Annotated in this window: 23 protein-coding genes; 13 read left to right on the forward strand and 10 right to left on the reverse strand. The window is 64.5% G+C overall.

Features of this window, described 5'->3' with window-relative positions:
• Window positions 1-19 precede the first annotated feature (19 nt).
• The gene (locus AC1DKN_RS16985) at window positions 20-709 is read right to left on the reverse strand and encodes an HAD family hydrolase (protein ID WP_476851138.1); all 690 of its coding nucleotides are present in this window, start codon (window positions 707-709) and stop codon (window positions 20-22) included.
• A 433-nt stretch (window positions 710-1,142) separates the two neighbouring features.
• On the opposite strand from AC1DKN_RS16985, the gene AC1DKN_RS16990 reads away from it, so the two are divergent.
• Window positions 1,143-1,916: an ion transporter gene (locus AC1DKN_RS16990; protein ID WP_476851137.1), complete on the forward strand. Its 774-nt coding sequence runs from the start codon at window positions 1,143-1,145 to the stop codon at window positions 1,914-1,916.
• A gap of 633 nt (window positions 1,917-2,549) precedes the next feature.
• Here AC1DKN_RS16990 and AC1DKN_RS16995 read toward each other — a convergent pair.
• Window positions 2,550-2,885, reverse strand: a complete 336-nt coding sequence (locus AC1DKN_RS16995; RefSeq protein WP_476851136.1) for a carboxymuconolactone decarboxylase family protein — start codon at window positions 2,883-2,885, stop codon at window positions 2,550-2,552.
• 204 nt (window positions 2,886-3,089) lie between these two features.
• Window positions 3,090-3,743: a TMEM175 family protein gene (locus AC1DKN_RS17000; RefSeq protein ID WP_476857362.1), complete on the reverse strand. Its 654-nt coding sequence runs from the start codon at window positions 3,741-3,743 to the stop codon at window positions 3,090-3,092.
• Between the two features lie 456 nt (window positions 3,744-4,199).
• On the opposite strand from AC1DKN_RS17000, the gene AC1DKN_RS17005 reads away from it, so the two are divergent.
• Both AC1DKN_RS17005 and AC1DKN_RS17010 read left to right on the forward strand, forming a co-directional pair.
• Entirely contained in the window at window positions 4,200-4,523 is a 324-nt protein-coding gene (locus AC1DKN_RS17005; RefSeq protein WP_476871979.1) for a carboxymuconolactone decarboxylase, read from the forward strand.
• Window positions 4,524-4,596: 73 nt separating this feature from the next.
• Entirely contained in the window at window positions 4,597-5,421 is an 825-nt protein-coding gene (locus tag AC1DKN_RS17010) for a VOC family protein (protein ID WP_476871980.1), read from the forward strand.
• Window positions 5,422-5,475: 54 nt separating this feature from the next.
• On the opposite strand, the gene AC1DKN_RS17015 is transcribed toward AC1DKN_RS17010, so the two are convergent.
• Window positions 5,476-6,249, reverse strand: coding sequence for an ion transporter (locus tag AC1DKN_RS17015; RefSeq protein ID WP_476871981.1), 774 nt, complete (start codon window positions 6,247-6,249; stop codon window positions 5,476-5,478).
• A gap of 98 nt (window positions 6,250-6,347) precedes the next feature.
• Between AC1DKN_RS17015 and AC1DKN_RS17020 the strand changes: the two genes are divergently transcribed.
• The 3 genes from AC1DKN_RS17020 to AC1DKN_RS17030 all read left to right on the forward strand — a co-directional run bounded on the left by AC1DKN_RS17020 (window position 6,348) and on the right by AC1DKN_RS17030 (window position 8,118).
• Window positions 6,348-6,551: a hypothetical protein gene (locus tag AC1DKN_RS17020; RefSeq protein WP_043435465.1), complete on the forward strand. Its 204-nt coding sequence runs from the start codon at window positions 6,348-6,350 to the stop codon at window positions 6,549-6,551.
• Window positions 6,552-6,744: 193 nt separating this feature from the next.
• Window positions 6,745-7,350 carry a DUF1326 domain-containing protein gene (locus AC1DKN_RS17025; RefSeq protein WP_476871982.1) on the forward strand — a complete coding sequence of 202 codons (606 nt, stop codon included), beginning with the start codon at window positions 6,745-6,747 and terminating at the stop codon, window positions 7,348-7,350.
• A gap of 105 nt (window positions 7,351-7,455) precedes the next feature.
• A complete protein-coding gene (locus AC1DKN_RS17030) occupies window positions 7,456-8,118 on the forward strand; it encodes a DUF2182 domain-containing protein (RefSeq protein WP_476871983.1) in 663 nt (220 codons plus the stop codon).
• A 75-nt stretch (window positions 8,119-8,193) separates the two neighbouring features.
• Here the strand turns inward: AC1DKN_RS17030 and AC1DKN_RS17035 are convergent, their stop codons facing one another.
• Window positions 8,194-8,829, reverse strand: coding sequence for a TetR/AcrR family transcriptional regulator (locus AC1DKN_RS17035; RefSeq protein ID WP_476851129.1), 636 nt, complete (start codon window positions 8,827-8,829; stop codon window positions 8,194-8,196).
• A 132-nt stretch (window positions 8,830-8,961) separates the two neighbouring features.
• On the opposite strand from AC1DKN_RS17035, the gene AC1DKN_RS17040 reads away from it, so the two are divergent.
• Together AC1DKN_RS17040 and AC1DKN_RS17045 are read left to right on the forward strand one after the other, a co-directional pair.
• Window positions 8,962-9,375, forward strand: coding sequence for a carboxymuconolactone decarboxylase family protein (locus AC1DKN_RS17040; protein WP_476851128.1), 414 nt, complete (start codon window positions 8,962-8,964; stop codon window positions 9,373-9,375).
• Between the two features lie 57 nt (window positions 9,376-9,432).
• Complete coding sequence (locus AC1DKN_RS17045; RefSeq protein ID WP_476871984.1) at window positions 9,433-10,224, forward strand: NAD(P)-binding domain-containing protein; 792 nt, start codon at window positions 9,433-9,435, stop codon at window positions 10,222-10,224.
• Between the two features lie 42 nt (window positions 10,225-10,266).
• Here the strand turns inward: AC1DKN_RS17045 and AC1DKN_RS17050 are convergent, their stop codons facing one another.
• The 3 genes from AC1DKN_RS17050 to AC1DKN_RS17060 form a co-directional block, all read right to left on the reverse strand.
• The gene (locus tag AC1DKN_RS17050) at window positions 10,267-11,613 is read right to left on the reverse strand and encodes an MFS transporter (protein ID WP_476871985.1); all 1,347 of its coding nucleotides are present in this window, start codon (window positions 11,611-11,613) and stop codon (window positions 10,267-10,269) included.
• A gap of 360 nt (window positions 11,614-11,973) precedes the next feature.
• On the reverse strand, window positions 11,974-13,173 hold the full coding sequence (locus tag AC1DKN_RS17055; RefSeq protein ID WP_476871986.1) for an acyl-CoA dehydrogenase family protein: 1,200 nt from the start codon (window positions 13,171-13,173) through the stop codon (window positions 11,974-11,976).
• Window positions 13,173-14,420: a CaiB/BaiF CoA transferase family protein gene (locus AC1DKN_RS17060; RefSeq protein WP_476857353.1), complete on the reverse strand. Its 1,248-nt coding sequence runs from the start codon at window positions 14,418-14,420 to the stop codon at window positions 13,173-13,175. The genes AC1DKN_RS17055 and AC1DKN_RS17060 overlap by 1 nt, the downstream gene beginning before the upstream one ends.
• Before the next feature lie 111 nt (window positions 14,421-14,531).
• Between AC1DKN_RS17060 and AC1DKN_RS17065 the strand changes: the two genes are divergently transcribed.
• Window positions 14,532-15,428: a LysR family transcriptional regulator gene (locus tag AC1DKN_RS17065; RefSeq protein WP_476851123.1), complete on the forward strand. Its 897-nt coding sequence runs from the start codon at window positions 14,532-14,534 to the stop codon at window positions 15,426-15,428.
• 19 nt (window positions 15,429-15,447) lie between these two features.
• Here the strand turns inward: AC1DKN_RS17065 and AC1DKN_RS17070 are convergent, their stop codons facing one another.
• Window positions 15,448-17,307: a sigma-54-dependent Fis family transcriptional regulator gene (locus tag AC1DKN_RS17070; RefSeq protein ID WP_476871987.1), complete on the reverse strand. Its 1,860-nt coding sequence runs from the start codon at window positions 17,305-17,307 to the stop codon at window positions 15,448-15,450.
• Window positions 17,308-17,313: 6 nt separating this feature from the next.
• Window positions 17,314-18,390, reverse strand: a complete 1,077-nt coding sequence (locus AC1DKN_RS17075; RefSeq protein ID WP_476871988.1) for an alcohol dehydrogenase — start codon at window positions 18,388-18,390, stop codon at window positions 17,314-17,316.
• Window positions 18,391-18,640: 250 nt separating this feature from the next.
• Between AC1DKN_RS17075 and AC1DKN_RS17080 the strand changes: the two genes are divergently transcribed.
• From AC1DKN_RS17080 to AC1DKN_RS17095, 4 genes are all read left to right on the forward strand, one after another.
• On the forward strand, window positions 18,641-19,567 hold the full coding sequence (locus tag AC1DKN_RS17080; RefSeq protein WP_476871989.1) for an alpha/beta hydrolase: 927 nt from the start codon (window positions 18,641-18,643) through the stop codon (window positions 19,565-19,567).
• Window positions 19,568-19,617: 50 nt separating this feature from the next.
• Window positions 19,618-21,261 carry a flavin-containing monooxygenase gene (locus AC1DKN_RS17085; protein WP_476871990.1) on the forward strand — a complete coding sequence of 548 codons (1,644 nt, stop codon included), beginning with the start codon at window positions 19,618-19,620 and terminating at the stop codon, window positions 21,259-21,261.
• A gap of 204 nt (window positions 21,262-21,465) precedes the next feature.
• The gene (locus tag AC1DKN_RS17090; protein WP_476871991.1) at window positions 21,466-22,407 is read left to right on the forward strand and encodes an aminoglycoside phosphotransferase family protein; all 942 of its coding nucleotides are present in this window, start codon (window positions 21,466-21,468) and stop codon (window positions 22,405-22,407) included.
• Between the two features lie 745 nt (window positions 22,408-23,152).
• On the forward strand, window positions 23,153-24,276 hold a 1,124-nt coding region (locus AC1DKN_RS17095), incomplete at its 3' end, for a DUF222 domain-containing protein (RefSeq protein WP_476871992.1).

Below are 24,276 nucleotides of genomic sequence, written 5' to 3' on the forward strand. Positions count from 1 at the left end.
GCCGCACGGGCGGAAGGCTTCAGGCGCTCAGCTTTCCAATCGCGCTGCTTTCAAGGTTCTCCAACAGGTGCCGCGGATTGTCGTAAACCTCGGCGGCACCGGCCTCCCGCAGCTCGGCTTCGCTGATTCCGCCACAGGTCAGGGCAATGGCGGGAACTCCAATTGCCGCCGCGGCCAGCACGTCCCAGACGGCGTCGCCAACAAACACGACGTCCGCCGGGCTGAGCTCAAGCTTGTCCAGGCACGCCAGCAGAATGTCGGGAGCGGGCTTGCTCTCGTCGGCGTCGTTGGAACTGGTCCACGCATCGATGGACGTGCCGGCGTCCAGGAGGCGCCGGGCGACGTCCAGGTCGCGCTCCTGCGCTGATGATGCCAAACCCACGGCCAGCCCGGCGCCGGAGCAGGCGGCCAGGAGGTCCCGGGCAGAGTCGAAGGGGCGCAGGGAAGGCCAAAACGTGGAGAACACGGCGCCGTGCGCGGATTTGAGGTCTTCCTGCATGTCCGTGGTGCACCCGGGGACCAAGTGTTCGATGAGCTTGTCGCCGCCCATGCCGACGCAGCGGTGGATAGCCGAGATCTGGATGTCCAGCCCCTCCCGCCGGAACGCCTGCCACCAGGCAAGGGCATGGAAATAGCTGGAGTCAATCAAGGTCCCGTCGACGTCGAAAAGGACCCCGCGTTTCTTTTCGGATTTTGAACCTGGCACCATTGCTACCCCACCTTTGGTTGAGGGCGGCCGCATGTGCCTGACCAGGCAACGGCTCGGCCCATAACGGATCTTTCCAGACCGGCGTCCGAAGTACCTGTCAAAGACTTCTCAGCGTCCACGATCAGAACGCCGCCACCACTCTGCAGCGAGTGCTCCAACTCCAAATGTCCGGCCACTTTAACCTCCTCGACTCTGCTGGAAGCTTGCATAGTAAGACTACTTAATGCAGGGGAATTTTCGTGGCGGCGTGCATGCAGCGGTCGTCGCCGTGGGGGAGCGGCTAACGACATTTAGACCATGCGCCTGCCTCGATCCCGGCGAGGCCCCAGGCCGGGTACTTGCGCGCCAGGCTGTTGAACAGCGGCACTGCGGTCCGGTCAGAGAAGGGCAAAAAGTGTCGGGTACTTGAGTGCTTTCGTGCCAGAATCCTCACATGACCAGGGAACGCAGTGAACTGAAGAGCATCGGATATGAGATCTTCATCGGAATACTTTCGCTCCTGTCGATCGTCAATCTCGTGCTCGTGTATGCCGCGCGGGAGCAGTCGCTCGACACCGTGCTCGAGGTGATGAACGCCCTTTTCAGCGTGATCTTCCTCGCCGACTTCCTCTACCGGATCCTCACCGCGCCATCGGCGGGCGCCTATTTCTTCAGGCACTTCGGCTGGGCCGACCTGCTGGCCAGCATGCCCTTCGCGCAACTCAAGTTCCTGCGCATCTTCCGGCTGATCCGGGTGTACCGCCTGCTCCGCGACGTCGGCATCCGGACAATCGGCCGCGCACTGAGCAAAGACCGGGCCGGCAGCTCCCTGTACATCCTGCTGCTCATGGGCATTTTCGTACTGGAATTCGGAAGCCTCACGATGCTCCGCATCGAGCAGTATGCGCCGGGGGCCAATATCACGACGGCCTCGGACGCCATCTGGTACACGATCGTCACGATCTCGACAGTGGGATACGGTGACCAGTATCCGGTCACCGGTGCCGGCCGTATTCTCGGTACGGGCATCATCGTCGTCGGTGTCGGCATCTTCGGCACCTTCACCGGCTACCTGGCCAACTTCTTCCTGGCTCCCCGGAAGAAGGAACCCGCACCGCCCGTCGATGCGGCCAACACCAGCGCGACGGTCGAAGCACTCCGCCTGCGCCTCGAAGAGTCCGAAGCCAAGCTCACCGAGATCAGAAAGCTGCTCACCGAGCCAACCTAGCTGGGCCTCCCCGGCCCGGCTGCCTGCCAGGGTTCTTCGCCGAACCAATGACTTTTGGCACTGCCCGTGTGTGCCTGCCGGGGCAAGAGTTGGACCTTCGCTACCGGTTTGGCCAGCGCCCCGGTCCGGGTGCGAAAGGCCGCTTGCCTTTGACGGGTCGGTCCTGCCCCACACCGTCCGGAGACAGCGTCCGGTGTCAAGGCCGTGAAGGTGGGTGACGAGAAGTTCATCGAAGCCGCTTCGTCCTGATCGGCCGACACGACCCCAGTGAACCCTGCGGAGGACCGCAAGGCCACGAACCGACATGCCCGGGCCTCGCTTCGGATCCGCGCGACCAACTCCACTCTCGGCTCCATCCACCAGGGTGCCGGCGAGTCACGAGGTGGGGCCAGAAATAACTGCCTATCCGTGCGATCCAAACCGGTCATAACCACCCGGGGCAAATCTACGCGTCCCCTGCCACATTGAGCCGGAATGCGTGGACCGGAGAGGAGAACGTCAGCACCGGACCCCACGACGTCGTCTGCACAGACCGGGACGAGGATCATTCCGGCGTAGCCCGAAGGCGATATGCCGCCCGTGCAGGTTCCCCTCCACGAGCCCGCGCGCCACGGCGCCGTGGTCCGGACGGGATTAGCCCTCGGCTTCCGCTTCTGCCTCGGCCATAGCCTCGGTCAATTCGAGGGCGAAGCCCAGGGCGCTGGCTAGGTTGCCGGTTGCCGCCACGATCCGGGGGGTGCCGACGATTGGGGCAACAGCGATCAGGATGCCCTGGATGTCCTCACTGGTGATGCCGACATCCATCGCGGTACTGGCATTGAAAAAGTAGGACGCGGCCGGGGCGTCGACGGCGGCGAGGGCAGCGATCCGGGCCAGCATCAACTCGCGAGGATCAAGCGTCGAGCGTTCAACCGATACGGCGGTGAGGTCGGCGAGGGCGTCCAGGATCGGGGTTTCTTCTTCGGCCATGGCCATGTCTCCATCTGGTTGCGGTGATTGTATGGCGAGTGGCGCGACCGGGGCCGGTCGCTGCGACTCGACATCAACGTAACCCTCGAAAGCGGAGGACGACATCACCCCCATGGGATGAACCGATGCTCAGCCCGCCGTGGCGGCCGCAGCGCATCGACAGGAATCTTGAATGCAAAGCCCCCGATTCTGCCTACCCGCCGGTCAAGCGGAACGGGAACGGCGCCGGATGGCGCTGAACGGCAGGAGGATAAACAGGGCGAGTGCCAGATAGCCGAAGACGGCGATGACTGGCTGGACCAGCCCAATCAGGATCATGGCGACGTACACGCCCAGCGTCGGCGTTAGCCGTTTGGTGAGGGTCTTCACATCCTCATCAGCCAGATCCGGGCGCACGAGACGCGCGCGGACAGCATATCGCCAGGTCACCGAAATCATGATCATCGATAGGAGCAGGTTGATGCCGTAGACGGTCGCCGCGATCCGCTCGGGCCCGGCTTCGTGGATGAATTCGGCCAGCAACTTCGTCGGAAACGGCAGGAACGAGACAACCAGGAGCAGTAACAGGTTCAGCCGTACGAACACCGAGTCGGCATGGTCGAGGTATTCGGTGATGACCGTGTGGGCAAACCAGACCGCCCCAATCGTCGAGAAGCTGACCAAGTATGCTAAGTACGACGGCCACAGGTCGACCAGCGCGCCGACGAGGTTCTCGTGGGAGCCGGCAGGGACCGAAATCTCCAAAATGAGGAGCGTTATCGCGATGGCGAACACGCCGTCGCTGAATGCTTCCATCCGCCCGGTCCGATAGGCAGACGGCCGGGGTTGCGGCTGCGCGGCACCAACCTGGTCATCCATGGGACAAGCATGGCAGCCGCTTCTTGACATCCGGCTCATCCGCAACGAACGATCTACTTGATGCGCTGCCCGCGGGTCAGCCACGCCCCGTGGCCGATTTCGGCCCCACATATGACGGACTCACCGACTCCTACGTTTCATCCAGACCTACTTCCAGCCGACACCGTAACGGGGTATATCGCTCGGCATTCGGGCCGACGGATACATCGGGCTCAAATCCTTTTGGGCGGGTCATCAATTGTGCGTCAAAGGCGACCTCACTACTTGGCGGCTACCGAGAAATGATCCTTTCGCCGTCGGGGCCCGTCTGTTACGGAGTCCGATGGCCGGCGATCGGTTCATCCCGCGGGGGTGATGTCTCCCTGGGACGTACAGGGTTACTTTGCAGACGGGCCGGGCCCCTCGCCCGTGCCGTCGGCTCGGCACCCAACACCGAATCCAGATGGAGACATGATCATGGCCGAAGAAGAAACCCCCGTCGTCGACGCCCTCGCCGACATCACCGCCGTGTCGCTCGAACGCTCCACACTTGTTCCCCGCGAGTTGATGCTGGCCCGTATCGCGGCCCTCGTCTCCGTCGACGCTCCACCCGCCTCCTACCTGCTCAACGCCGGTACGGCGGTCGACGCCGGCGTCACGGCAGATGATGTCCAGGGCATCGTCATCGCAGTTGCGCCCATTGTCGGCACTCCCCGGATCGTGGCGGCAGGCAGCAAACCTCGCCATTGCGCTCGGCTTTGTCATCGCAGTGGCCGAAGCCGAGCTCGAAGCCGAGCTTGAGGCTGAAGCCGATGCCCCGGCCGAGGACTGATCACGCCAAGCGGTACTACGAAAGGGACTGCGGGAGCGAGACATGACCCAGCGAACCTACCCTGAGGGCGTACCGTGTTGGATCGACACCGAGCAGCCCGACGTCGAGGCGGCCGCCGAGTTCTATGCCGGCCTCTTTGGCTGGACGTTCGAGGACGCCGTGCCGGCGGGCGCGCCAGGCCGATACGTGATTGCCAAGCTCGATGGCCAGGACGTCGCCGGGATGGCGGACACCCGGGGTGCCGCGACATGGAATACCTACGTATCCGTCGAGGACGCGGATACCGCAGTGCAGCGTCTGGTCGCTGCCGGCGCTACGGTACGGTCGGCAGCCGCAGACGCTGGAGAAGGCGGCCGCAGTGCGGCGCTGACCGATCCAGGGGGCGCCGCGATCCGCATCTGGCAAGCCAAGCGACGCTTGGGGGCACAGGTGGCCAATCAGCCGGGGTCTTGGAATTTCAGCGATCTCCACACGCCTAACCCCGGCGCGGCCATCAAGTTCTATGAGGACGTGTTTGGCTGGAAAGTCGACGACCTCGGCTTCGCGATGATGATCCGCAGGCCCGGTTACGGTGATCACCTTGAGGCGACAATCGATCCGGGCATCAGGGAAAGGCAGTCTGCGCTGGCCCCTCCACCTGGCTTCGAGGATGCGATCGCCTGGATCGCGACCACGGCCCCCGGCGAACTGCCGCACTGGCACGTCTCGTTCACCGTTGCCGACCGGGACCGGACGGTGGTTGAGGCGAAGCGACTCGGCGCCCAAGTCCTTAGCCAAAGCGAGACCGAGTGGACGCGCTCGGCACTGATCCGGGACCCCCAGGGAGCGGAGTTTACCGCCAGCCAGTTCACGCCCCCGTCGCGATGAGCACTCCTTCAATAGAGGCGCCGGGTCAGATGGCGGCAGCTATGGGACGAACGTTCACCCGGTTGGCCCGGCAAGCAGCTTTTTGATCTCGGTGAGCTTGGCTTCGGACTCTTCGAGGCGCTGACGGAGTCCTTCGACCGTCGCGGTCCCCGTCCCGGCGGCATCGACCGGCGGTGCGGGATTCTTGGGAGACAGAAAGAAGTTGGCCAGGTAGCCGGTGAATGTGCCGAAGATGCCGACGCCGAGGACAATGATGCCTGCCCCGATCATACGGCCCGGTTCGGTGACCGGATACTGGTCACCATATCCGACTGTCGAGATCGTGACGATGGTGTACCAGATGGCGTCGGAGGCGGTCGTGATGTTGGCCCCTGGGGCGTACTGCTCGACGCGGAGCATGGCGAGGCTGCCGAATTCGAGCACGAGAATGCCCATGAGCAGCAGGATGTACAGGGAGCTGCCGGCCCGGTCCTTGATCAGCGCGCGGCTGATCGTGCGGACGCCGACATCTCGGAGCAGGCGGTACACCCGGATCAGCCGGAAGATGCGCAGGATCTTGAATTGCGCGACAGGCACGCTGGCCAACAGGTCGGCCCAGCCAAAGTGCTTGAAGAAATAGGCGCCGGCCGATGGCGCGGTGACGATCCGGTAGAGGAAGTCCGCAAGGAAGATCACACTGAAAATGGCGTTCATCACGGTGAGCACCGTGTCGAGGTACTGGTCCTGCACGACATACAAGAGCACGAGATTGATAATCGACAGGATCGAAAGGATACCGATGAAGATCTCGTATCCGGTGCTCTTCAGTTCACTTCGTTCCTTGGTCATATGAGGATTCTGGCACGCAAGCAACGGCGTGGCTGACACTTTTTCAGGAGTAGGGTTTGCCTTGGCAGACGAAGGGGTCGGCAGACGAAGGGGTCCACATGAGCTACAAATATCGAACCGTCCGGGTTCGCGGCACTGACCTGGTTGGAACTATCGCGCGCAAACACGGGGGAGCGCCTGAGATCTACGAAACCTCGAAGGACCCGAGCACCTCGGTCGTCCCGGTGTTCTTCCAGGCAACGGGCGAGGTCCGATTCTTCGACAGGTCAATGCTGGAGGACGTCGTGACGCCGGCCAGCTAGCAGCGGTGTTACACCGCTGCTGCAAACGGAAAAGTCGCCCTGGCGCCCATCCCGGCCGCATGACCCCCACCCCTCCATTCGAAGGGCAGGGCCGCCCAGAATGGCCTTTTGCAGGGGTGTCCGCAGGACGTTGACACCGCTCAGGGCCGCGAGGAGGATTTGTTTTGGGGGGCCTCTTCGAAAGGAGCCCTAAATGCCGTGGCATGTCGAGGGTACATACTTTGAGAATTGCAATTGCGACATGGTCTGCCCGTGTACGGCGACAGGACAGACGGCACCGGCGGACAATGACCGCTGCAACGTGGCCTTGGCCTTCCACGTGGAAACCGGCGAAGTCAACGGTGTCGACGTCGGCGGTCTGACGGTCTGCGTCGTGGCCGATACCCCGGCCCTGATGAGTGAGGGGGGCTGGAAGGTCGGTCTCCTGATGGACGCCGCCGCCTCCGCCGAGCAGGCCGAAGCGCTCGGTGCCGTCTTCGGCGGCCAGCTCGGCGGACCGATGGAGGGCCTCGCACCCTTGATCGGTGAAATGGCGGGCATGGAGTCCCTGGAGATGGCCTACGCCGACGACGGGCGTGTCCACCAGGTGCGTATTGGCAGTGCAGTCGAGATGGTGGTCGAGGACTTCATGAATCCATTTGATTCCACAGGGCGGGGAGTGAAAATTAGCGGGGTCGGATTCCCGGCCGACACTCTGGCAGCCGGCACATCCAGCACCGCCCGCGTCGACGTGTTCGGGATGACCTGGGATAACGCCGGGAAGAACTCATTCTCGGCCCCCTTCGCCTGGTCCGCTTAGGTGCCGGGCAGGAGCCGCCTGACAGCTGGCCACCATGCCGGAGAGTTGGCGCTGATCGGGTGCGCCGCGCTGGCCTGGTATCTGACGTTCTTAGGCTTTTCCGACATGTCCACGGGCCCGGGAACGATGGGATTGAGGCTCTGGGGTTTCCTGGCGGTGTGGACGCTGATGATGGCAGCCATGATGTTGCCGGCGCTGGCGCCCCTGACTTCGACGTATCTCAGATCCATCCGCGCCGTGCGCAGCAGCCGGATCAGGACCATCCGGACAACGGCCCTGGTAGGCGGCTACCTTCTGACATGGATCGGATTCGGCGTCGTGGCCTACGCGGCCGCGGCCCTGTCTGCGCTGCTCGCTGAGAACGCGGCGGACATCGCACCCTGGGTGGGTGCCGGAGTGCTCGTGGCGGCCGGAGCCTACCAGCTGACGCCGCTGAAGGACTTTTGCCTCAGGCACTGCCGGTCGCCCATAGCCTTCCTGTTGCACGTGTCCGGGTACAAGGGCCGCTTGCGGGACGTCCGCGTCGGCATGTACCACGGCGTGTACTGCGTCGGCTGCTGTTGGGGGCTCATGGTGGTGCTGATTGCCGTGGGCGTGATGAACCTGGCGTGGATGGCCGTGCTCACGGTAGTTATCTTCCTGGAGAAGACATGGAAATTCGGGCCCGCCTTCAGCCGGATAACCGGTGTCTCGCTGATCGTTTTCGCGCTCTTCGTCCCGGCACACCCGGAGCTGCTGCCCGGGCTATACATGCCCGCGCCCATGTAAGGCACGCTGGACCGTCGTTTTCGAATGACAGTCCGGGGACCGACGTCGGCACGGGCCCCCGCGCCGTCATCGCTTCTACGGCGTGCCCCCGTGGGCGGGTCGGCGCGAAAACAGCGTGCTGACCAGCCGGACCCCAAAGCCTTCATCCAGCGGCGAGCCACTCAGGAAGAACCGGTAGTAGATCGGCCCCAGCAGGAGGTCGGTGAGCATCTCGGCGTCGACGTCCGGGCTCAGGTCTCCTCGGGAGATGCCCCGCTCCACCAGGAGGCGTACATCTGCCACCCGGCGGTTCACCACCCGCTCCCGGTAAGCACGCGCAAGTTCCGGGTCCGCAGCGACCTCCGATACGAGGCCCTGCATGATGCGGCCTATCAGGGTGGAGCTAAGGAGCTCGATGGTGCGGTCAACCACTGCCGCCAGTTCGGCGTACGTATCCCCGACATCCGGCGTCGTCCCCAGGTACTCGACCGAGTCCAGCAGGACGGCCAGTGCGAGGTCGGTCTTCGACCGATACCGGCGGTAGATGGTCGTCTTGGCCACGCCGGAACGGTTCGCCACGCCCTCGACAGTCAGGCCGTTGACCCCAGACTCCGCGAGCATTTCCCTCGTGGCGGCAAGAATCAACTTCTCCGTCCGCGCGCGCCGACCCGTGTCCGCGGGTTGAGGGGCCGCGGCTGTCCCGTCCTCGCCCGTCACTGTGGGGTTAGCCACATCCACGCCCCTTCCCGTTCCGCGCCAGAAGCGCTAATGTTAATAACGCTACGCAACGTAGCGTTTCGCGGTGGTTGAAGCAACCCACCCGACAAACCCACAACCACCCTACGCACTTTTAGGAGCGCCGACATGGCCACAGATCGTTACCAGCGCGGACTCGACCGCATGATGGAACTCGTCTCCACGGAACACGCCAACACGTTCGACCACGTCAAGCTCGTCGAGTCCTACAAGAGCCTGGACGAGGACCTGTCCGACTACATCGTCTCCTTCGCCTTCGGGGACATCTACTCCCGGACTGCCCTGACCCAGCAGGAGCAGACAATGGTGACCATCTCCACGCTGGTTGCCCTGGGCACCGAGCCCCAGTTGAAGTTGCACATCAACACAGGTTTCAACGTGGGCCTGACCAAAGAGAAGATCGTCGGTGCCCTGATCCACTGCATCCCCTACATCGGGTTCCCGCGCGTACTCAACGCACTGACCCTCGTCAAGGAGGTCATGGCAGAGCGCGGTCTGACCCCGGATTCACCCACGCACTGAGATGCTCCTCCGCCCCTCGCCCTCCTCAATCTCCTCCCTCACACTCAAGGAACGCTCATGCATTTGGTAATAGGACTCGGACCCATCGGCGGAAACATCGGCGCACACCTCGCCGAGCTGGGACAAGCGGTCTATGGCTACGACTTCAACCAGGACCGCATCCGCGAGTGGTCGGACGAGAACAAATCACCTGCCGGCAACGACCTCGCCGCTGTTGACTGGTCGTCGGTCGACAGCGTCCACATTGCGGTGCGGTTGGCCGACCAGGTCTCCTCCGTGTTCGAGGCCCTCAAAGACCACACCGAACGGCCGCTGACCGTCTTCGTCCACACCACGCTCGCACCCGCGGATGCCAGGAGGATTTTTGCATCGGCTCCAGAGTCCTGGCGCGCGTTCGAAGCCCCGGTCTCAGGCGGCCCCCAGGGTGCACGCCACGGTTCGATGACCATCTTCCTCGCCGGCCCCGCCCCCACCGATGCCGAGGGCAGGCTGCTGGCTGACATCTCCGGCCGCGTCTTCCGGATGCAGTCCTATGGCCAGCCGGCCTTGGTGAAACTCCTCAACAACGCCCTGGCTACCTACAACCTGGCCGCCACAGCTCGGATGCTCAACCTCGCAGCCGAACACGGAGTACCCGCCGGGGACCTCTTCGAGGTCATCGGCGTCTCCACTGGGCAGAGCTGGATGAGCGACAACCTCGTCGACGTCCAGTACGACCTGCTTCTCAAGGACGTCGGCCTGCTCCGCGGTGAACTCGGCTCACTCCCCACCGGAGACCTCAACGACGACGTCGAACAAGCGATCCTCCAGGCACGTGCCCTGCTGGGCGCCGATCCCGGAAACGAGTGAGCCCAGGTGAGCCAGCCGAGGCTGGCTCACCTGGGAGCGGGATCAGACGGTCGTGACGGTGTCCAGTTGACGCACCTGGTCCGCCGCCCGGGGACCACCGAGCAGTTCCGTCGGAGTCTTGGAGGTCTCGCGCAGCCCGATCACCGCGACCGCGGCAATGCCGGCGGCAACCGCGCCAAAGATTGCCACCGGAAGCCAGCCCGACGGGCCCGGCTTGAGGAGAATCGCCGCGACCATAGGGGCGAATCCGGCAAGGAGGTTGCCGAGCTGGTTGCTGACGGCCATGCCGGTGAACCGGACGGGTGCCGGGAATTGCTCGGCGAAGAACGATGTCCACACGCCGTTGTAGCAGCTGAAGAACAGCGTCATGTTAAGGAACGCGAAAATCGCGATCAGCACGATATCCGTCGTCGAGATCGCCCAAAGGTATCCGAAGATCGTGAGCGAACAGCCGGCAGAGGCGATCAGCATCGTCTTCTTGCGTCCGATGACGTCGGAGAGGTAGCCGGCCGCCGGGATGCCGACAATCGACAGCGCAATTGCGCCGGAGATGACCGCGAGCATCGCGCTCCGGTCCACCCAGACTGAGGTTGCGTACGAAAGGCTGAACACGGCGAACAGGGTCTGCATCGCTGCCATCAGTGATGCCCCGGCGACGCGGATGACCTTCCGCCAGTGGTACTTGAACACGTCGTTCAGCGGCAGCCTGCGAACTGCGCTTTCTTCCTTCGCCTCGGCGAACACCGGCGTTTCGTCGAGGTGGCTCCGCACGTAGTAAGTAATGACGACGACGACGGCGCTGAGCCAGAAGGGAATCCTCCAGCCCCAGCTGTAGAGTTCCCCGGCGGGCAGGAGCGCCACCGGCAGGAACACGATGGTGGCCAGCGAGCAGCCGACTGCGTAGCCGACCATAACGAAACTGGTGAAGAATCCACGGCGCCCGACGGGGGAGTGCTCGACGGTCAATGTCGAGGCTCCCGCCGACTCGGCCCCCGCGGAGAAGCCTTGCACGACGCGCAGGACCACCAGCAGTGCCGGGGCCAACAGGCCCACCTGGTCGTACGTCGGAAGACAGCCGATGGCGAAGGAAGCGATGCCCATCATGACGACCGTGGCCAGCATGACGCGTTTGCGGCCGATTCGATCGCCGAAGTGTCCCATCACCACCGCACCGACGGGCCGTGCCACGTAGCCCACTGCGAAGGTGGCGAACGATGCGATCAGCGCAACGGTGGGATCGCCGGATGGAAAGAACAGCACGTTGAAAACGAGGGCGGCCGCGGCGCCGTACACGAAAAAGTCGTAGTACTCCAGGGCGCTGCCGAGCAGCGCAGCTGTGGCCGCCCGCCGCGGTGTCATCGCGGGCCGCGAAGTCATTGGGTGTGTCATTTGTTTCTCCTTTGAAACAGGACTGTGGGTCTGAAGCAGGACTGTGGGTCGGCGCAACGCTGTCTCCGGTCTTCGCAAGCGACGGTGATGATGCGACAAGAAATGGGACGAGATTAGTGCGCAGCGCCTGGTGGCGTTGCGTCCGTGTGCCTGCTTCCACCGTAGGGGTGTGCGCTGCGTCACAGGTGTTTCGATGTGGAACAGTCGACGGAAGCTGCGCCGGTGGGGGAGCGGCCAGGACCGAGGCAGGGAGCAGGGGAGAGTGGCGCTGAGAGTCCGCAATGCGAAAGCACGGCCATCCAGTGCGGATGGCCGTGCTTTGTCTTGAGGAATGCAGTGTCTTTTGGGAATCGGAACCGCTCAGGAGAAGGCTGAGAGACCTGTGATTTCCCGTCCCAGGATCAGGGACTGGATGGAGTCGGTGCCTTCGTAGGTGTGGACGACTTCCATGTCGGTGAGGTGGCGGGCTACATGGTGTTCCAGCAGGATGCCGTTGCCGCCGAACATGTCCCGGGCATCCCGGCAGAGCGTTCGTGCCTTGTCCCCGGTGAACATCTTGGCCAGGGAGGCCTGCTCGTTGCTGAGCCGGCCCTCGTCCTGAAGCGCCGCCGTGCGGAAGCAGATCAGCTGCATGGCCGTCAGGTCCGCGAGCATGTTGGCGAGTTTGTTCTGCACCAGCTGGTAGCTGGCAATTGGGTGGCCGAACTGGACGCGTTCCCGGGCGTACTTGACCGCCATCTCGTAGGCGGCGGTGGCGTGGCCAAGGGACTCCCAGGCCACGGTGCTGCGGGTTGTGTTGAGCACCGCTCCGACGTCGCGGAAGGACGTCGACTTTGCCAGCAGGTTTTCAGCGGGGATCCGCAGGCCCTCGATCTCGATCTGTGCCTGCTGGATGGCCCGCTTTGCCATCTTTCCCGTGATGGCCTCGGCGTGGTACTCGGCGGGGTAGGTGCCGTCGTCGTTCTTCTCCAGTACGAACGCCTTCACCTTCTGGTCCGCGGTGTCCCGGGCCCAGATGATGACGAGGTCCGCCACATGGCCCAGCCCGATCCAGCGCTTGGATCCGTTGATGACGTAGTGGTCACCGTCCAGCCGCGCGGAAGTCTCCAGTGCCACAGAGTCTGAGCCGTGCGCCGGTTCGGTCAACGCGAAGGCGCCCAGCTTTTCCAGTCTGGCCATCGGCGGCAGCCAGCGCTGCTTCTGCTCGTCGCTGCCGAGGAGGTTGATGCTGCCCATCGCCAGTCCGGAGTGGACCGCGTTGAAGGTGTTGATGCTGCCGTCACCGCGGGAGAGTTCCATGGCGACGAGTCCGGTCTGCAGCCGGGTCAGGCCAGGGCAGCCGTAGCCTTTGATCGCGGTGCCGATGATGCCCAGTTCAGCGAACTTTGGTACCAGCTGATAGGGGAAGTCCGCCTTCTCCCAGTATTCGTTGATGATGGGAGTGACGTCCTGCTCGACGAAGGAACGCACCCGGGCGATCAAGGCACGGTCGGCGTCGTTGAGGTAGTCGTCCAGTCCATAGAAGTCGGAATTGACGGACATGTCCGTTGTGGTGGTCATCAGTGCTCCTCGGGGGATCGTGTGGGAGTACCGGCAAGGCTGCCGGCCGAAACTGCTGTATCCTCGCCGAGCCACGCGCGCACGAGCTCAGCGCCGCTGTCCAGACCGGGCGGGGTGAGGTCGTAGCTCACCGGGGTCCTGGAGAGCCGGATGGGGTTGCGCACGCCGGGCTGCGTGTTCCCGCCGTGCCCCACGGTCACGACGGGTTCCAAGCCGATCCGTTCCGCGAAGTCGATCCCGGCCCTCAGGTCCTGGATCGGCGCGCACGGGAGTTTGGCTTCGGTGAGGATGTCGAACCATTCGGAGGCGGTCCGGGTCGAGAGGCGCTCCAGCAGGAGCGGCCGCAGTTCCGTGCGGTTGGCGCTGCGCAGCGGCGCCTTCTCGAAGCGCGGATCCGTGGCCAGCTCCGGCCGGCCGATGGTGGCGCAGAGGGTGCGGTACTGGGAGTCGTTGCCGATCGCAATGACAAGCTGCCCCTCGCCGGTCTCGAATGGCTCGTAGGGGTAGATGCTGGGGTGCTCGTTGCCCAGCCTGGCCGGAACGGTCCCGCCCAGCACGACGGCCGCCGTCTGGTTCACCATGCCGGAGAGCGCGGAGGACATCAGGTTCATTTCCACCAGCTGGCCTTCCCCGATGCGGTCCCGGTGCCGGAGGGCTGCGAGGATGCCGATGCAGGCATGAAGGCCGGTGATGACGTCGAATACAGCAACCCCGGAACGGAACGGCCCGGTGTCCGGCGCTCCGGTGATGTCCATCAGTCCGGACAGGGCCTGGATCAGCAGGTCATAGCCGGGCAGCTGGGCGCCGCCGGCGGTCCCGAAACCCGTGATCGAGGCGTAGACAACGTCCTTGTTCGTGGCCGCGACGGTGTCGTAGTCCAGTCCGTAGCGCACCAGGTCACCCGGTTTGAAGTTTTCGACGACGACGTCGGCCCGTTCCGCGATGCGCTGGGCCGTCCGGCGGTCGTCCGGATCGCGCAGATCGAGCTTGATCGAGGTCTTGTTGCGGTTGATCGAGAGGAAATACGTCGAGTCATCCCCGCGGGTGGGCGGGCGCCATGCCCGGGTCTCGTCGCCGGCCGGGCTCTCAATCTTGATGACGGTCGCCCCGAGATCGGCCAGCAGCATGGTGCAGTATGGTCCGGCCAGCACCCTGCCGAAATCTGCGATGACGATGCCGCTGAGCGGGCCATCCGGACTGCGGCCGAATGCCGACGTCTCAGGGGTGGCGGAGTGTTGGCTGTCCATCGATGGGCTCCTCGAATAGTGTTCTCTCCCTCCACCATGACGGAGGACATTGCTATCCGTCCAATACTTATTGATGGCCCTTTTGTTGCGTCAGGTGTAATAATCACATGCATGGAGATCCAACAGATCCGAGCCTTCCTGGCGGTGGCAGAAGAGCTGCACTTCGGCCGCGCGGCAGAAAAACTTCACATGGCGCAGCCTCCGGTCAGCCGCAGTATCCAGCAGCTGGAACGTGAGCTGGGAACCCGGCTGTTCGACCGAAGCACCCGCAGCGTCAAGCTGACAGGCGCCGGAGAGGCGTTCATCGGGCCGGCGACGGAGATCATCGATGCCACGCGCCGGGCGAGCATCGCGGTCCGCGCCGCGGACAAGGGCGAAGTCGGGCGCGTTCGGGTGGCCTACGCGGGCGCTTCCACCCATACCCTGGTGGGCCGGCTCGCCCGGGAGGTCCGGCGCGACCACCCGGGTATCCAGATCGAACTCTTCAGCCAGAATTTTGCGCAACCTGCCATGGACCGTGTCCTCAGCGGGGACATGGACATCGCCCTCGGTCGCTGGGACTACATTGCCGCCGGTATCGAAACGCGGCTGCTTGCGGCGGAGGACCTCGTCGTGGCCGTACCGGCAAGCCACCGTCTGGCCGATGCCGCCGAGGCCCGGATGGCAGACTTCCAGGGCGACGTTTTTGTTTCGCTGCCGCCGCATGCAGGGGCCGTATTGAACGACCGGCTCCGCCGGCTCACGCACGCCGCCGGGTTCGAGCTCGACGTCGTCCAGATTGTCCCGGATTCCTGGACGGCTCTCTCGCTGGTGGCGGCGGAGGTGGGCTGTACCCTCACGCTGTCCTCGGTGGCCGAGTCGGTCACGGATCCCCATGTGCGTTTTGTGCAGCTGGTGGACGAGACCCTTCCGGTGGAGCTGCGCATGGCCTGGCGGCGGGACAACTCCAGCCCCGCCTTGCGGGCGGTCCTGGAGTTGGCTGAGAGGATCCTGCCCGGCGCCGGATGACAGGCGCCGGATGACTGGGTCAGGTCGCCATGGACTCGGGTGTTTCGATCCCCAGTGCGCGCAGCTTCCGGTAGAGCGTGGTCCGGCCCATGCCCAAGGATTCCGCGGCGACCGAACGGTTCCCGCCGCTCTGTTCGAGTGCGGCCACGATCGCATCGCGCTCGAGGGATTCCAGTTTGGAGAGTTTCCTCCTGCCCGTGCTTCTGAGATGTTCCGGAAGGTCATTGGCCTGCACCACGCGTCCGGGATGTGCCCGCCCGAGTGATTCGAGGGTGGCGCGCAGCTCGGCGACATTGCCTGGCCAATGCCAGCGCATGAGCCCTTGCAGCGCCGCTGCGGAGAGCGTGGATCTGTCGGCCGGAGCTGCTGCGTCCAGAAAATGTGCCGCCAGTACCGGGATGCGTTCCTTGGTGGCGGAGAGGCTCGGCACATTCACGCGCGCGGCGATCTGGGACACCACTTCGGATACGAAGTCCGGGCATGCGTCCGGATTCATCGTCAAGACGAGCCGGGCTGGAGAGGGGCCGGCCGTGTCGCTGTACGGCGGTGTACCTGCGTGTGTGGCGCCCGCCGACGGCCCGGCCGGCTGCTGCCGCACCGCCACATCCAGCGCCTTCAGCCTGTTAAGCTCGCTCCGGGGAAGATCCTCCAGATGCCGCAGGACGACGCTCCGGCCTGCCGCGATCGCCTCGCGGCAGTCAGAGAACCAGGTGGCATCCTGTTCCCCTGGCAGCAGGCAGGCGTCGAGGATCAGCGGATTCGGGCCGGAGTCCTGCCCATTGAGCCAGGCGAGTGTGTGGTGAAGCTTGCCGGAGCCGCCCTGCCCGCAAACAGCAATCGCCCCGGGCCCCTGACCTGCGCGATCGAAAGCATTCCGCATGATGTGCCCAAACGCCGCCCCGCCGCCCCAAGAGCCGCCGTCGGCCACCCCAGGCTCGGCCCTGCCCGGACTGCTTGCGGCCTCCGGAACGCGGGAAAGCTCCAGGGCGAAGGCCGAGCTCCCGCCGGAATCGTCAATTCGCTGGACCGTGGCATCGACGTTCAGGGAGGGAATCTCGATGGTTTGCTTGGCGCCGGTCCACACGAGGCCGCGCAATTGTTCCCACAGGGTGGTGTGCAGTTCGCTGCTCATGACGGCCAGTCCGGAGACGTTGGTCATGACAGCCTGGGCGTCGAGCATGATGACCGGGGCCTTGGAGGAGCTCAAACGCAGTTGCGACATCCCCAGGGCGAGTCCCGTCGCGCTGCCGAGATCGAGCAGTCGGCGTTCGATCTGGCCGCCGGCTTCGCGGGCCATGGCCAGCATGAGCGGGTTGTCCAAAGCGGTGTCGCAGGCGAAGGAAATGGATCCGAGCACCCGGCGGGTGACCGGGTGCAGAATCGGGGCCCCTGAACACGACAGGGGTGCCAGTGCCTCGTTGAAATGCTCGGCTCCGCGGACAAAAACGGCCTGGCGTCCTTCGATGGGGGTGCCCAGCCCGTTCGTTCCCACGGAGCGCTCCGAGAAACTGAATCCTTCGGCGGCATATGCCTCATCGAACCGATTGCCGTGCGTCCTGTCCCCGAGCCTGCGGGCGATGATCTGACCGGACTGGTCACTGAGGAACAGGGATATGCCCATGCCGTTGAGGCTCTCCAGCCAGTGATCCATCACGCTCTTGGCGGCCCGGATGAGGATTCCGTCCGGATCGAAGTCGTTGACGAAGAGGAATGCCTCGGGCCCTGCCGACGCCTCCACGCCGATAGAGCGGCGCCAGCTGTGCTCGATATCCGGGGAGACGATTTCCGTCAGTTGGGTCCCATTCAGCAGGCCGCGGCGGATGAGCTGTTCCCGGGCAGCGCGGAGCGCATCATCGGGCACCTTCCTGGGGTTTTGCATGGCTGGTCAGCCCTGGGCTCCGTCTGCCGCGCGCAGGACGACGCGTCCGGGCACGCCGCCGTGCGTCAGCTTGTCCAGGCTCTCGCCAACAGAGGCGGCGGAGAGCTCGGCGTCGATGATGGGGATGTGGGGAATGGCGTCCTGCTTGGCCAAGGCGATGAGCTGGTTCAGCTCGTCCGGGGTCCCCACGAAGCTGCCTTGGATGGTGAGCATCTTGAGGGCCATGAGCGCGGTGGGTACCGTCAGTTCGCCGCCGAAGAGCCCGACCTGGATCAACCGGCCGCCCTTGCGCAGGGAATCGAAGGCTACCGGCGCTGTCTGGCTGTTGTTCACGAAGTCAATGACGGCCGCCACGGGCCCGCCGCTGGCTGCAACGATTTTTGCACTGAGGCCCTCGTCTGTGGACTGGACGGTGGTGGCTGCGCCAACCTGCCGCGCGAGCTCCAGGTTGCGTTCGGAAATGTCGACGGCGCAAATGGCCTGGTGCCCGAGCGCGCTCAGGGTGGCGATGGCGGTAAGTCCCACTCCGCCGGCGCCGATCACCACGACGGGTTCGTCGGGTCCGAGCGGAAGGACCTTGTTCACTGCGCTGAATGCCGTCAGTCCGGAGCAAGCCAGCGTCGCCGCCCAGCTGAGGTCCAGGCCCTCGATATCCACCAGGTACTTTTCGTCACGGACCAGGATCTGCTCGGCGTAGCCTCCGTGCTCCGCTACTCCGAGGTTGCGTCCGTTGGCGCAGACATTGTCGCGGCCGGCAAGGCAATCCCGGCACGTGCCGCAGCCGATCCAGGGATAGACCAGCCGGATGTCCCCGGGTTTGGTCCCGTGCACACGGTCGCCGACCTTCTCGACGACGCCGACGACTTCGTGCCCCATGACCAGCGGGTACGTGACGCCCCGGTCCACCAGCTTCAACGCGCCGCGGCTGCCCAGATCGTACGAACCTTCACGAAGATGGGTGTCAGTGTGGCACACACCTGAACGGATGACCCTCAAGAGGGCCTCGGTTCCTGTCGGCAGCGGATCCGGCAGTTCGATGTCCTGGATCTCTGGGCTGTCTTGGAAAACGGCAAAAGCGTGCATGGTGACCTCGCATCGTTGCGCAGACTGTATTGATTCAAGAATGACACCAGTTCTGATAGGTATCCAATACTAAATCGCGGCCCCTTTGATGTCCTGAGCGCATCAATCAGGAGCCGCGTGAGTGTTCCAAAGTGGAACACTGAGCCGGCAGAAATGTGACCCACGCTATATATAGCGGCAAACGCAGCCAACAACCGATCCATCCGTTCCCGGGCAACGCGGGGGCGCTCTCCATACGAAGGAGTATGAGATGACTATCTCGACCGAAGCAGCAGTGACTGAAACATCTCAGGCGACCGACCCCCTCCGCGACCTGTACGCGGACTGGTCGGAAATCATCGCCACCACGCCCAACCTGACGATGCGCCTGTTCCGCAGCATCTTCGACGAGTGGCACCAGCCCACGCGGGAGCCTGAGGCAGTCACCTACAAGGAAGACGTCGTCGGCGGTGTCCCCGGCATCTGGGCCTTCCCGGAAGGTGCCGACCGCACAAAGGTGCTGCTCTACACCCACGGCGGCGGCTTCGCCGTCGGCTCCGCGTCAAGCCACCGCAAGCTTGCCGGCCACGTTGCCAAGGCAATCGGCGTCGTCACCTTTGTCCTTGACTACCGCAGGGCGCCCGAGCACCCGCACCCCGCGCAGGTCGAAGACGGTGTGGCTGCCTTCAAGGCCCTCGTCGAGAGCGGCATCGACCCGCAGGACATCACCACCATTGGCGACTCTGCCGGTGGCAACCTTGCGGTTGCCATTCCCCTGGCCCTCAAGCAGCAGGGAGAGCCGCTGCCCGGCCAGGTCATCGCCTTCTCACCCTGGCTGGACATGGAGAACAAGGGCGAAACGCTGATCACCAACGACGCATCGGACGCACTCATCTCCGTGCCCCTGCTCGAGGGCATGATCGCCGGCGTGCTGGGCGAGTCCGTCAGCCCGCAGAACCCGCTGGCCAACCCGCTCTACGCTGATTTCGCCGGGTTCCCGCGGCTGTACATCACCGCAGGCTCATCCGAATCCCTCCTGGACAATGCCACCCGCCTGAACGCACTGGCGGAAGCCGCCGGCGTCGACGTGACGCTCTCCATCGGCGAAGGACAGCAGCACGTGTACCCGTTCCTGGCCGGCAACTCCGAGGTTGCCGACGCCGAACTCGCCCGTATTGCCGGCTGGTACAAGTACTGAGCCCCGGCCACTTCACTACAAAGACCTGAAGCACAAAGGAGTATTTCATCATGGCTGAAGAACAGGGGCAGACTGCCTCCACCACCCCCACCGCCGAATTCGACGCCGTCGTCGTGGGCGCTGGATTTGGCGGCATCTACATGCTGCACAAGTTGCGCAACGAACTGGGCCTCAACGTCCGCGCCTTCGACCGCGCCGGGGGTGTGGGCGGTACCTGGTACTGGAACCGTTACCCTGGTGCGTTGTCGGACACCGAGAGCTTCGTGTACCGCTACTCCTTCGACGACGACCTGCTGAAGGAATGGAACTGGACGCACAAGTACGTGACGCAGCCTGAAATCCTCAGCTACCTCGAACACGTGGTTGACCGGTACGAGCTGCGCAAGGATATCCAGCTCAACACCGGGATCACCTCGGCCCGCTACGACGAGTCCGCCGACCGCTGGGTCATCGGAACGGACGCCGGGGAAACCATCACGGCGAAGTACATCGTCAACGGCCTCGGACTGCTCTCGGCCACCAATATCCCCAACATCCCGGGCATCGACTCGTTCGAGGGCAAGATCTACCATTCCGGCGCCTGGCCCGAAGGCGTGGACCTTACCGGCAAGCGCGTCGGCGTCATGGGCACCGGTTCCACCGGCCTGCAGATCATCACCGCCATCGCGCCCAAGGTGGGGCACCTCACCGTCTTCCAGCGCTCGCCGCAATACAGCGTCCCGGTCGGCAACACCACTGTCACGCCGGAGTACGTCGCATCCGTCAAGAAGGACTACCCCAAAATCTGGGAACAGGTCCGGGCCTCCGGCGTCGCCTTCGGATTCGAGGAGAGCACCGTTCCGGCCATGAGTGTGTCTGAAACGGACCGTCAGGCGGTCTTCCAGAAGGCCTGGGAAGAAGGCGGCGGATTCCGCTTCATGTTCAACACTTTCGGCGACATCGCCACGGACCGGGACGCCAACGAAGCTGCCGCATCCTTTGTCCGGGGCAAGATCGCCGAGATCGTCAAGGACCCGGAGACGGCCCGCAAGCTCACCCCGACCGACCTTTACGCCAAGCGCCCCCTCTGCGACAGCGGCTACTACGCCACCTTCAACCGGGACAACGTTGAGCTGGTATCCGTGAAGGAGACGCCGATTCTCGAGCTGACACCAAAGGGCATCAGGACGTCCGACGGCGTTGAGCACGAGCTCGATGTGTTGATCTTCGCCACCGGCTTCGACGCCGTGGACGGTAACTACACGCGGATGGACATTCGTGGCCGCGGCGGCGAAACCATCCAGGACCACTGGAAGGAAGGCCCCACAAGCTACCTCGGCATCACCACCGCCGGATTCCCGAACATGTTCATGATCCTCGGACCGAACGGTCCCTTCACGAACCTGCCGCCGAGCATTGAGACCCAGGTCGAATGGATCTCCCAACTGGTCAAGGACGCAGAAACCGGCCAGGTGGCCTCCGTGGAACCGACGGCCGAGGCCGAAGAAGCCTGGACCGAGACCTGCCAGGAGATCGCCGACATGACGCTCTTCCCGAAGGCCGATTCCTGGATCTTCGGTGCCAATATCCCCGGCAAGAAGAGGACGGTCATGTTCTACCTCGGCGGCCTCGGCAACTACCGGAACAAGCTCGCCGAAGTTCGCGAATCGGGCTACGAGGGCTTCGACCTGAAGGTACTCGCTCCGGCGGAGTAACCACAATCAAACGACAGCGACGGCGGCTGCCACACCTTGGGGGAGTGGTAGTCGCCGTTCTGCGATCCCATGGCGAAGCATTTGCCCATTGGTAGGCTTGGATGCCTCTATTTTCGTCAAGCAGTGTTCCAGGTCCTGACGTGGGAGAAAGCATCTCCCATCTCGTCCTGACCACGCACTAGTAAGTGGGCTAACGTCAGGTGCATGACTATGCACGACGACCAGTTGCACATTGACGAGGACCTCGCTCGCCGACTGGTAGTCGAACAATTCCCAGGATGGGGTCACGAGCGCATCAGCCGCGTCATGACGGACGGCACGGTCAACGCCATCTTCAGAATCGGCGCCGATCTCACGGCACGTTTCCCGCTCCGATCCGCTGACCCAACTGACATAAGCGCTGAGCTCGCCGGGGAGGCAGCCGCAATGCGTGAATTGGCAACATGCTGTCCCGTCCCCACACCGGAGCCAGTGGCTTTGGGCCGTCCTGGTCACGGCTATCCGTTGCCGTGGTCTGTGCAAACGTGGTTACCCGGCGTCGTTGCAACCCCCGATGGCTTGGCGAACTCGGAAGTGTTCACCCGTGACCTCGCCACCCTCGTTCATTCGCTTCGAGCCGCCGATGCGAGAGGCCGCCAATTTACGGGATCCGGTCGTGGCGGCGACTTAAAGGACTCTGACGAGTGGATGGAAGTCTGTTTTCTTAAGAGCGATGGGCTGCTTCCGGTAGACCGGCTCCGTGCGCTCTGGTCGGAATTCCGGAGCCTGCCCTCTGCTGGCCCGGCGGTGATGACGCACGGGGATTTGATTCCCGGCAATCTCCTCGTCGGAGGCGACCGACTTCTTGGCGTCTTGGATGGTGGGGGTTTTGCTGCTGCCGATCCTTCCCTTGACCTTGTCGCAGCCTGGCACATGCTCGATAACGAAAGGCGGGCACTCTTACGCCGGGAGCTGGCGTCTAGTGACCTCGAGTGGAGGCGTGGAGCCGCCTGGGCGTTCCAGCAGGCAATGGGCCTGGTCTGGTACTACCGGGAAACGGTTCCAGGGATGAGCGCGCTCGGGCGGAGCACCTTGGCGCGCATCCTCAATGACCGAGAGTTTTCGGTTTCTACCCCCACTGGTTCAGGTGCTGCTAGCCAGCACTAACCGGTGGTTGAGGGTTCGGTAGATCTGCCGGGTGATGTATCGTTTGAGGCTGCGGATGATCTCTTTCTTGGTGCGTCCTTAGCTTGTTCGTTTCGCGACGTAGTCTTTGGTGGCTGGGTCGCGGGTGACAGTCAGGGGTTTGCGGGCGTCCATGCCGAGTGGTCCTGGATGCGTACGCGTTCATCAAGGGCTGGCTGATCGCCACCTCGCTCTGGGTTGGCTTTCTGCTGCTCCTGGTTGCAGCACACTATGGCGTAGCCGCCGCGCTGGACGGAACCGATGCCGGCCACGTGTGGGGCTTTTTGGGCATGGTGGTTCTTTATGGCTTCGAGTTGCCCTGGTGTTCGCGGCGCCACTGGCCTGTGTGTTGGCCTACCTACTGCGCCCGGTCCGGCAACAATGGATCCACATCAGAGCTTTTTTCGCGGTGCCCACCCTCGCGTTCTGGCTGCTGGGAAGCGTCCTGGGTCTCGGCGGGCAGCCCTGGCTGCTGATCCCATGGGCCACAGTTGGCGCAGCGGCAGCGATCGGCCGTTGGGCGGTCCGCAAAGACGTCCTTTCCTCGAATTCTGCTGCTGCCCCCGCCAGACCACCCGGTGCATGATTGGACTACAGGCACCGGGGGCGCCACACAACGCGGCGAAAAGACCGCCACCTACCGCTGCGGTTCACAAACGTGCCGGCTTCGTGCGGGCACCGTTTCGGTCGCATCAATATTGTCGGTGGCTCGTGATGTGCTTGGCGTATGGATCGCGGGACAGCGTGGAGTGCGGAGTTGAGTGCAGAGAGCGGGGCGGCCGTGGAGGCCGTCGCCGCCTCTGTTGCCGCGCTGGCTGCCTTGGCCGGCGCTGACGACGCCGGTGCGCCTGCTGCCGACCCGTTGGGAGACGGCGATCCGCTGCGGCGGCGGGCGGATGCCTGTCTGGACGGGCTGGCCGAGGTCGCCCGGCTGGAGGCCCGGACCGCGGCGTTGAGGGTGCGGCTGGCCGCCGACTACGCGCAGGCAGCCATAGCCGTTGCACCGCCGGCGCCGTCCGCGCGGGACCGCGCCGTTCAGGAGATCGCCCTGGTGGCCGAGGTCGCCTGTGTCCTGACCGTGAGCGAACGCACCGCCGCGGCCCTCCTCGCCGAATCCCAAGTTCTGACGACGGCGCTGCCGCTGACCCTGGCCGCCCTTGAGTCCGGGGCGATCTCCTGGGCCCACGCACGGATCCTCGTGGACGAAACCAGCAGCCTGGATGCGGCCGGGGCGGCCGGGCTGGAAGCGCACTTCCTGGACCCCGAAGCACCCAACCCGGCCCGCGGCTGCCCGGCCGGGGACCTCGTGGCCTCCCGGTTCCGAGCCAAGGCCCGCACCTGGCGCGAACGCCACCACCCGGCCGGCATCGAGGCACGCCACGCCACGAGCGCCGCGGACCGGCGGGTCGAGTACACCCCGGACCGGGACGGCATGGCCTGGCTCTCCGCCTATTTCCCGGCCGACACCGCCGCCGGGATCTGGGACCGGGCCACCGCCGCCGCCCGCGCCCTCCAGGGCCCGGACGAGCCCCGGACCCTGACCCAGCTCCGCGCCGACATCACCGCCACCTGGCTCCTCACCACCGGCACCGGCACGGGTGCTGGATCGGACGACGGCGGCACCGGTACCGGCGCGGGTGTTCCGGTCCCGCGGGCGCAGGTCCTGGTCACCGTCCCGGTCCTGGCCCTGCTCGGCGCCACCGACGAACCGGCCGTCCTGGACGGGCACGGGCCGATCCCGCCCTCGATGGCCCGCCGCCTCATCGCCGAGGGCGCCGGTTCCTTCCACCGCGTCCTGACCGACCCCCGGGACGGCGCCCCGCTCGAAATCGGCCGGACCAGCTACCGGCT

Source organism: Arthrobacter sp. 01N444 (assembly GCF_056399305.1).

Bases quoted from the DNA above. Each gene is read 5' to 3' on its own strand.
- AC1DKN_RS17040 (WP_476851128.1), top strand. From the start codon at position 8,962: ATGGCCACAGATCGTTACCAGCGCGGACTCGACCGCATGATGGAACTC.
- AC1DKN_RS17015 (WP_476871981.1), bottom strand. From the start codon at position 6,249: ATGACCAAGGAACGAAGTGAACTGAAGAGCACCGGATACGAGATCTTC.
- AC1DKN_RS16990 (WP_476851137.1), top strand. From the start codon at position 1,143: ATGACCAGGGAACGCAGTGAACTGAAGAGCATCGGATATGAGATCTTC.
- AC1DKN_RS17010 (WP_476871980.1), top strand. From the start codon at position 4,597: ATGACCCAGCGAACCTACCCTGAGGGCGTACCGTGTTGGATCGACACC.
- AC1DKN_RS17075 (WP_476871988.1), bottom strand. From the start codon at position 18,390: ATGCACGCTTTTGCCGTTTTCCAAGACAGCCCAGAGATCCAGGACATC.
- AC1DKN_RS16985 (WP_476851138.1), bottom strand. From the start codon at position 709: ATGGTGCCAGGTTCAAAATCCGAAAAGAAACGCGGGGTCCTTTTCGAC.
- AC1DKN_RS17020 (WP_043435465.1), top strand. From the start codon at position 6,348: ATGAGCTACAAATATCGAACCGTCCGGGTTCGCGGCACTGACCTGGTT.
- AC1DKN_RS17005 (WP_476871979.1), top strand. From the start codon at position 4,200: ATGGCCGAAGAAGAAACCCCCGTCGTCGACGCCCTCGCCGACATCACC.
- AC1DKN_RS16995 (WP_476851136.1), bottom strand. From the start codon at position 2,885: ATGGCCGAAGAAGAAACCCCGATCCTGGACGCCCTCGCCGACCTCACC.
- AC1DKN_RS17085 (WP_476871990.1), top strand. From the start codon at position 19,618: ATGGCTGAAGAACAGGGGCAGACTGCCTCCACCACCCCCACCGCCGAA.
- AC1DKN_RS17030 (WP_476871983.1), top strand. From the start codon at position 7,456: ATGTCCACGGGCCCGGGAACGATGGGATTGAGGCTCTGGGGTTTCCTG.
- AC1DKN_RS17080 (WP_476871989.1), top strand. From the start codon at position 18,641: ATGACTATCTCGACCGAAGCAGCAGTGACTGAAACATCTCAGGCGACC.
- AC1DKN_RS17055 (WP_476871986.1), bottom strand. From the start codon at position 13,173: ATGACCACCACAACGGACATGTCCGTCAATTCCGACTTCTATGGACTG.
- AC1DKN_RS17050 (WP_476871985.1), bottom strand. From the start codon at position 11,613: ATGACACACCCAATGACTTCGCGGCCCGCGATGACACCGCGGCGGGCG.
- AC1DKN_RS17025 (WP_476871982.1), top strand. From the start codon at position 6,745: ATGCCGTGGCATGTCGAGGGTACATACTTTGAGAATTGCAATTGCGAC.
- AC1DKN_RS17045 (WP_476871984.1), top strand. From the start codon at position 9,433: ATGCATTTGGTAATAGGACTCGGACCCATCGGCGGAAACATCGGCGCA.
- AC1DKN_RS17065 (WP_476851123.1), top strand. From the start codon at position 14,532: ATGGAGATCCAACAGATCCGAGCCTTCCTGGCGGTGGCAGAAGAGCTG.
- AC1DKN_RS17060 (WP_476857353.1), bottom strand. From the start codon at position 14,420: ATGGACAGCCAACACTCCGCCACCCCTGAGACGTCGGCATTCGGCCGC.
- AC1DKN_RS17090 (WP_476871991.1), top strand. From the start codon at position 21,466: ATGACTATGCACGACGACCAGTTGCACATTGACGAGGACCTCGCTCGC.
- AC1DKN_RS17000 (WP_476857362.1), bottom strand. From the start codon at position 3,743: ATGGATGACCAGGTTGGTGCCGCGCAGCCGCAACCCCGGCCGTCTGCC.
- AC1DKN_RS17070 (WP_476871987.1), bottom strand. From the start codon at position 17,307: ATGCAAAACCCCAGGAAGGTGCCCGATGATGCGCTCCGCGCTGCCCGG.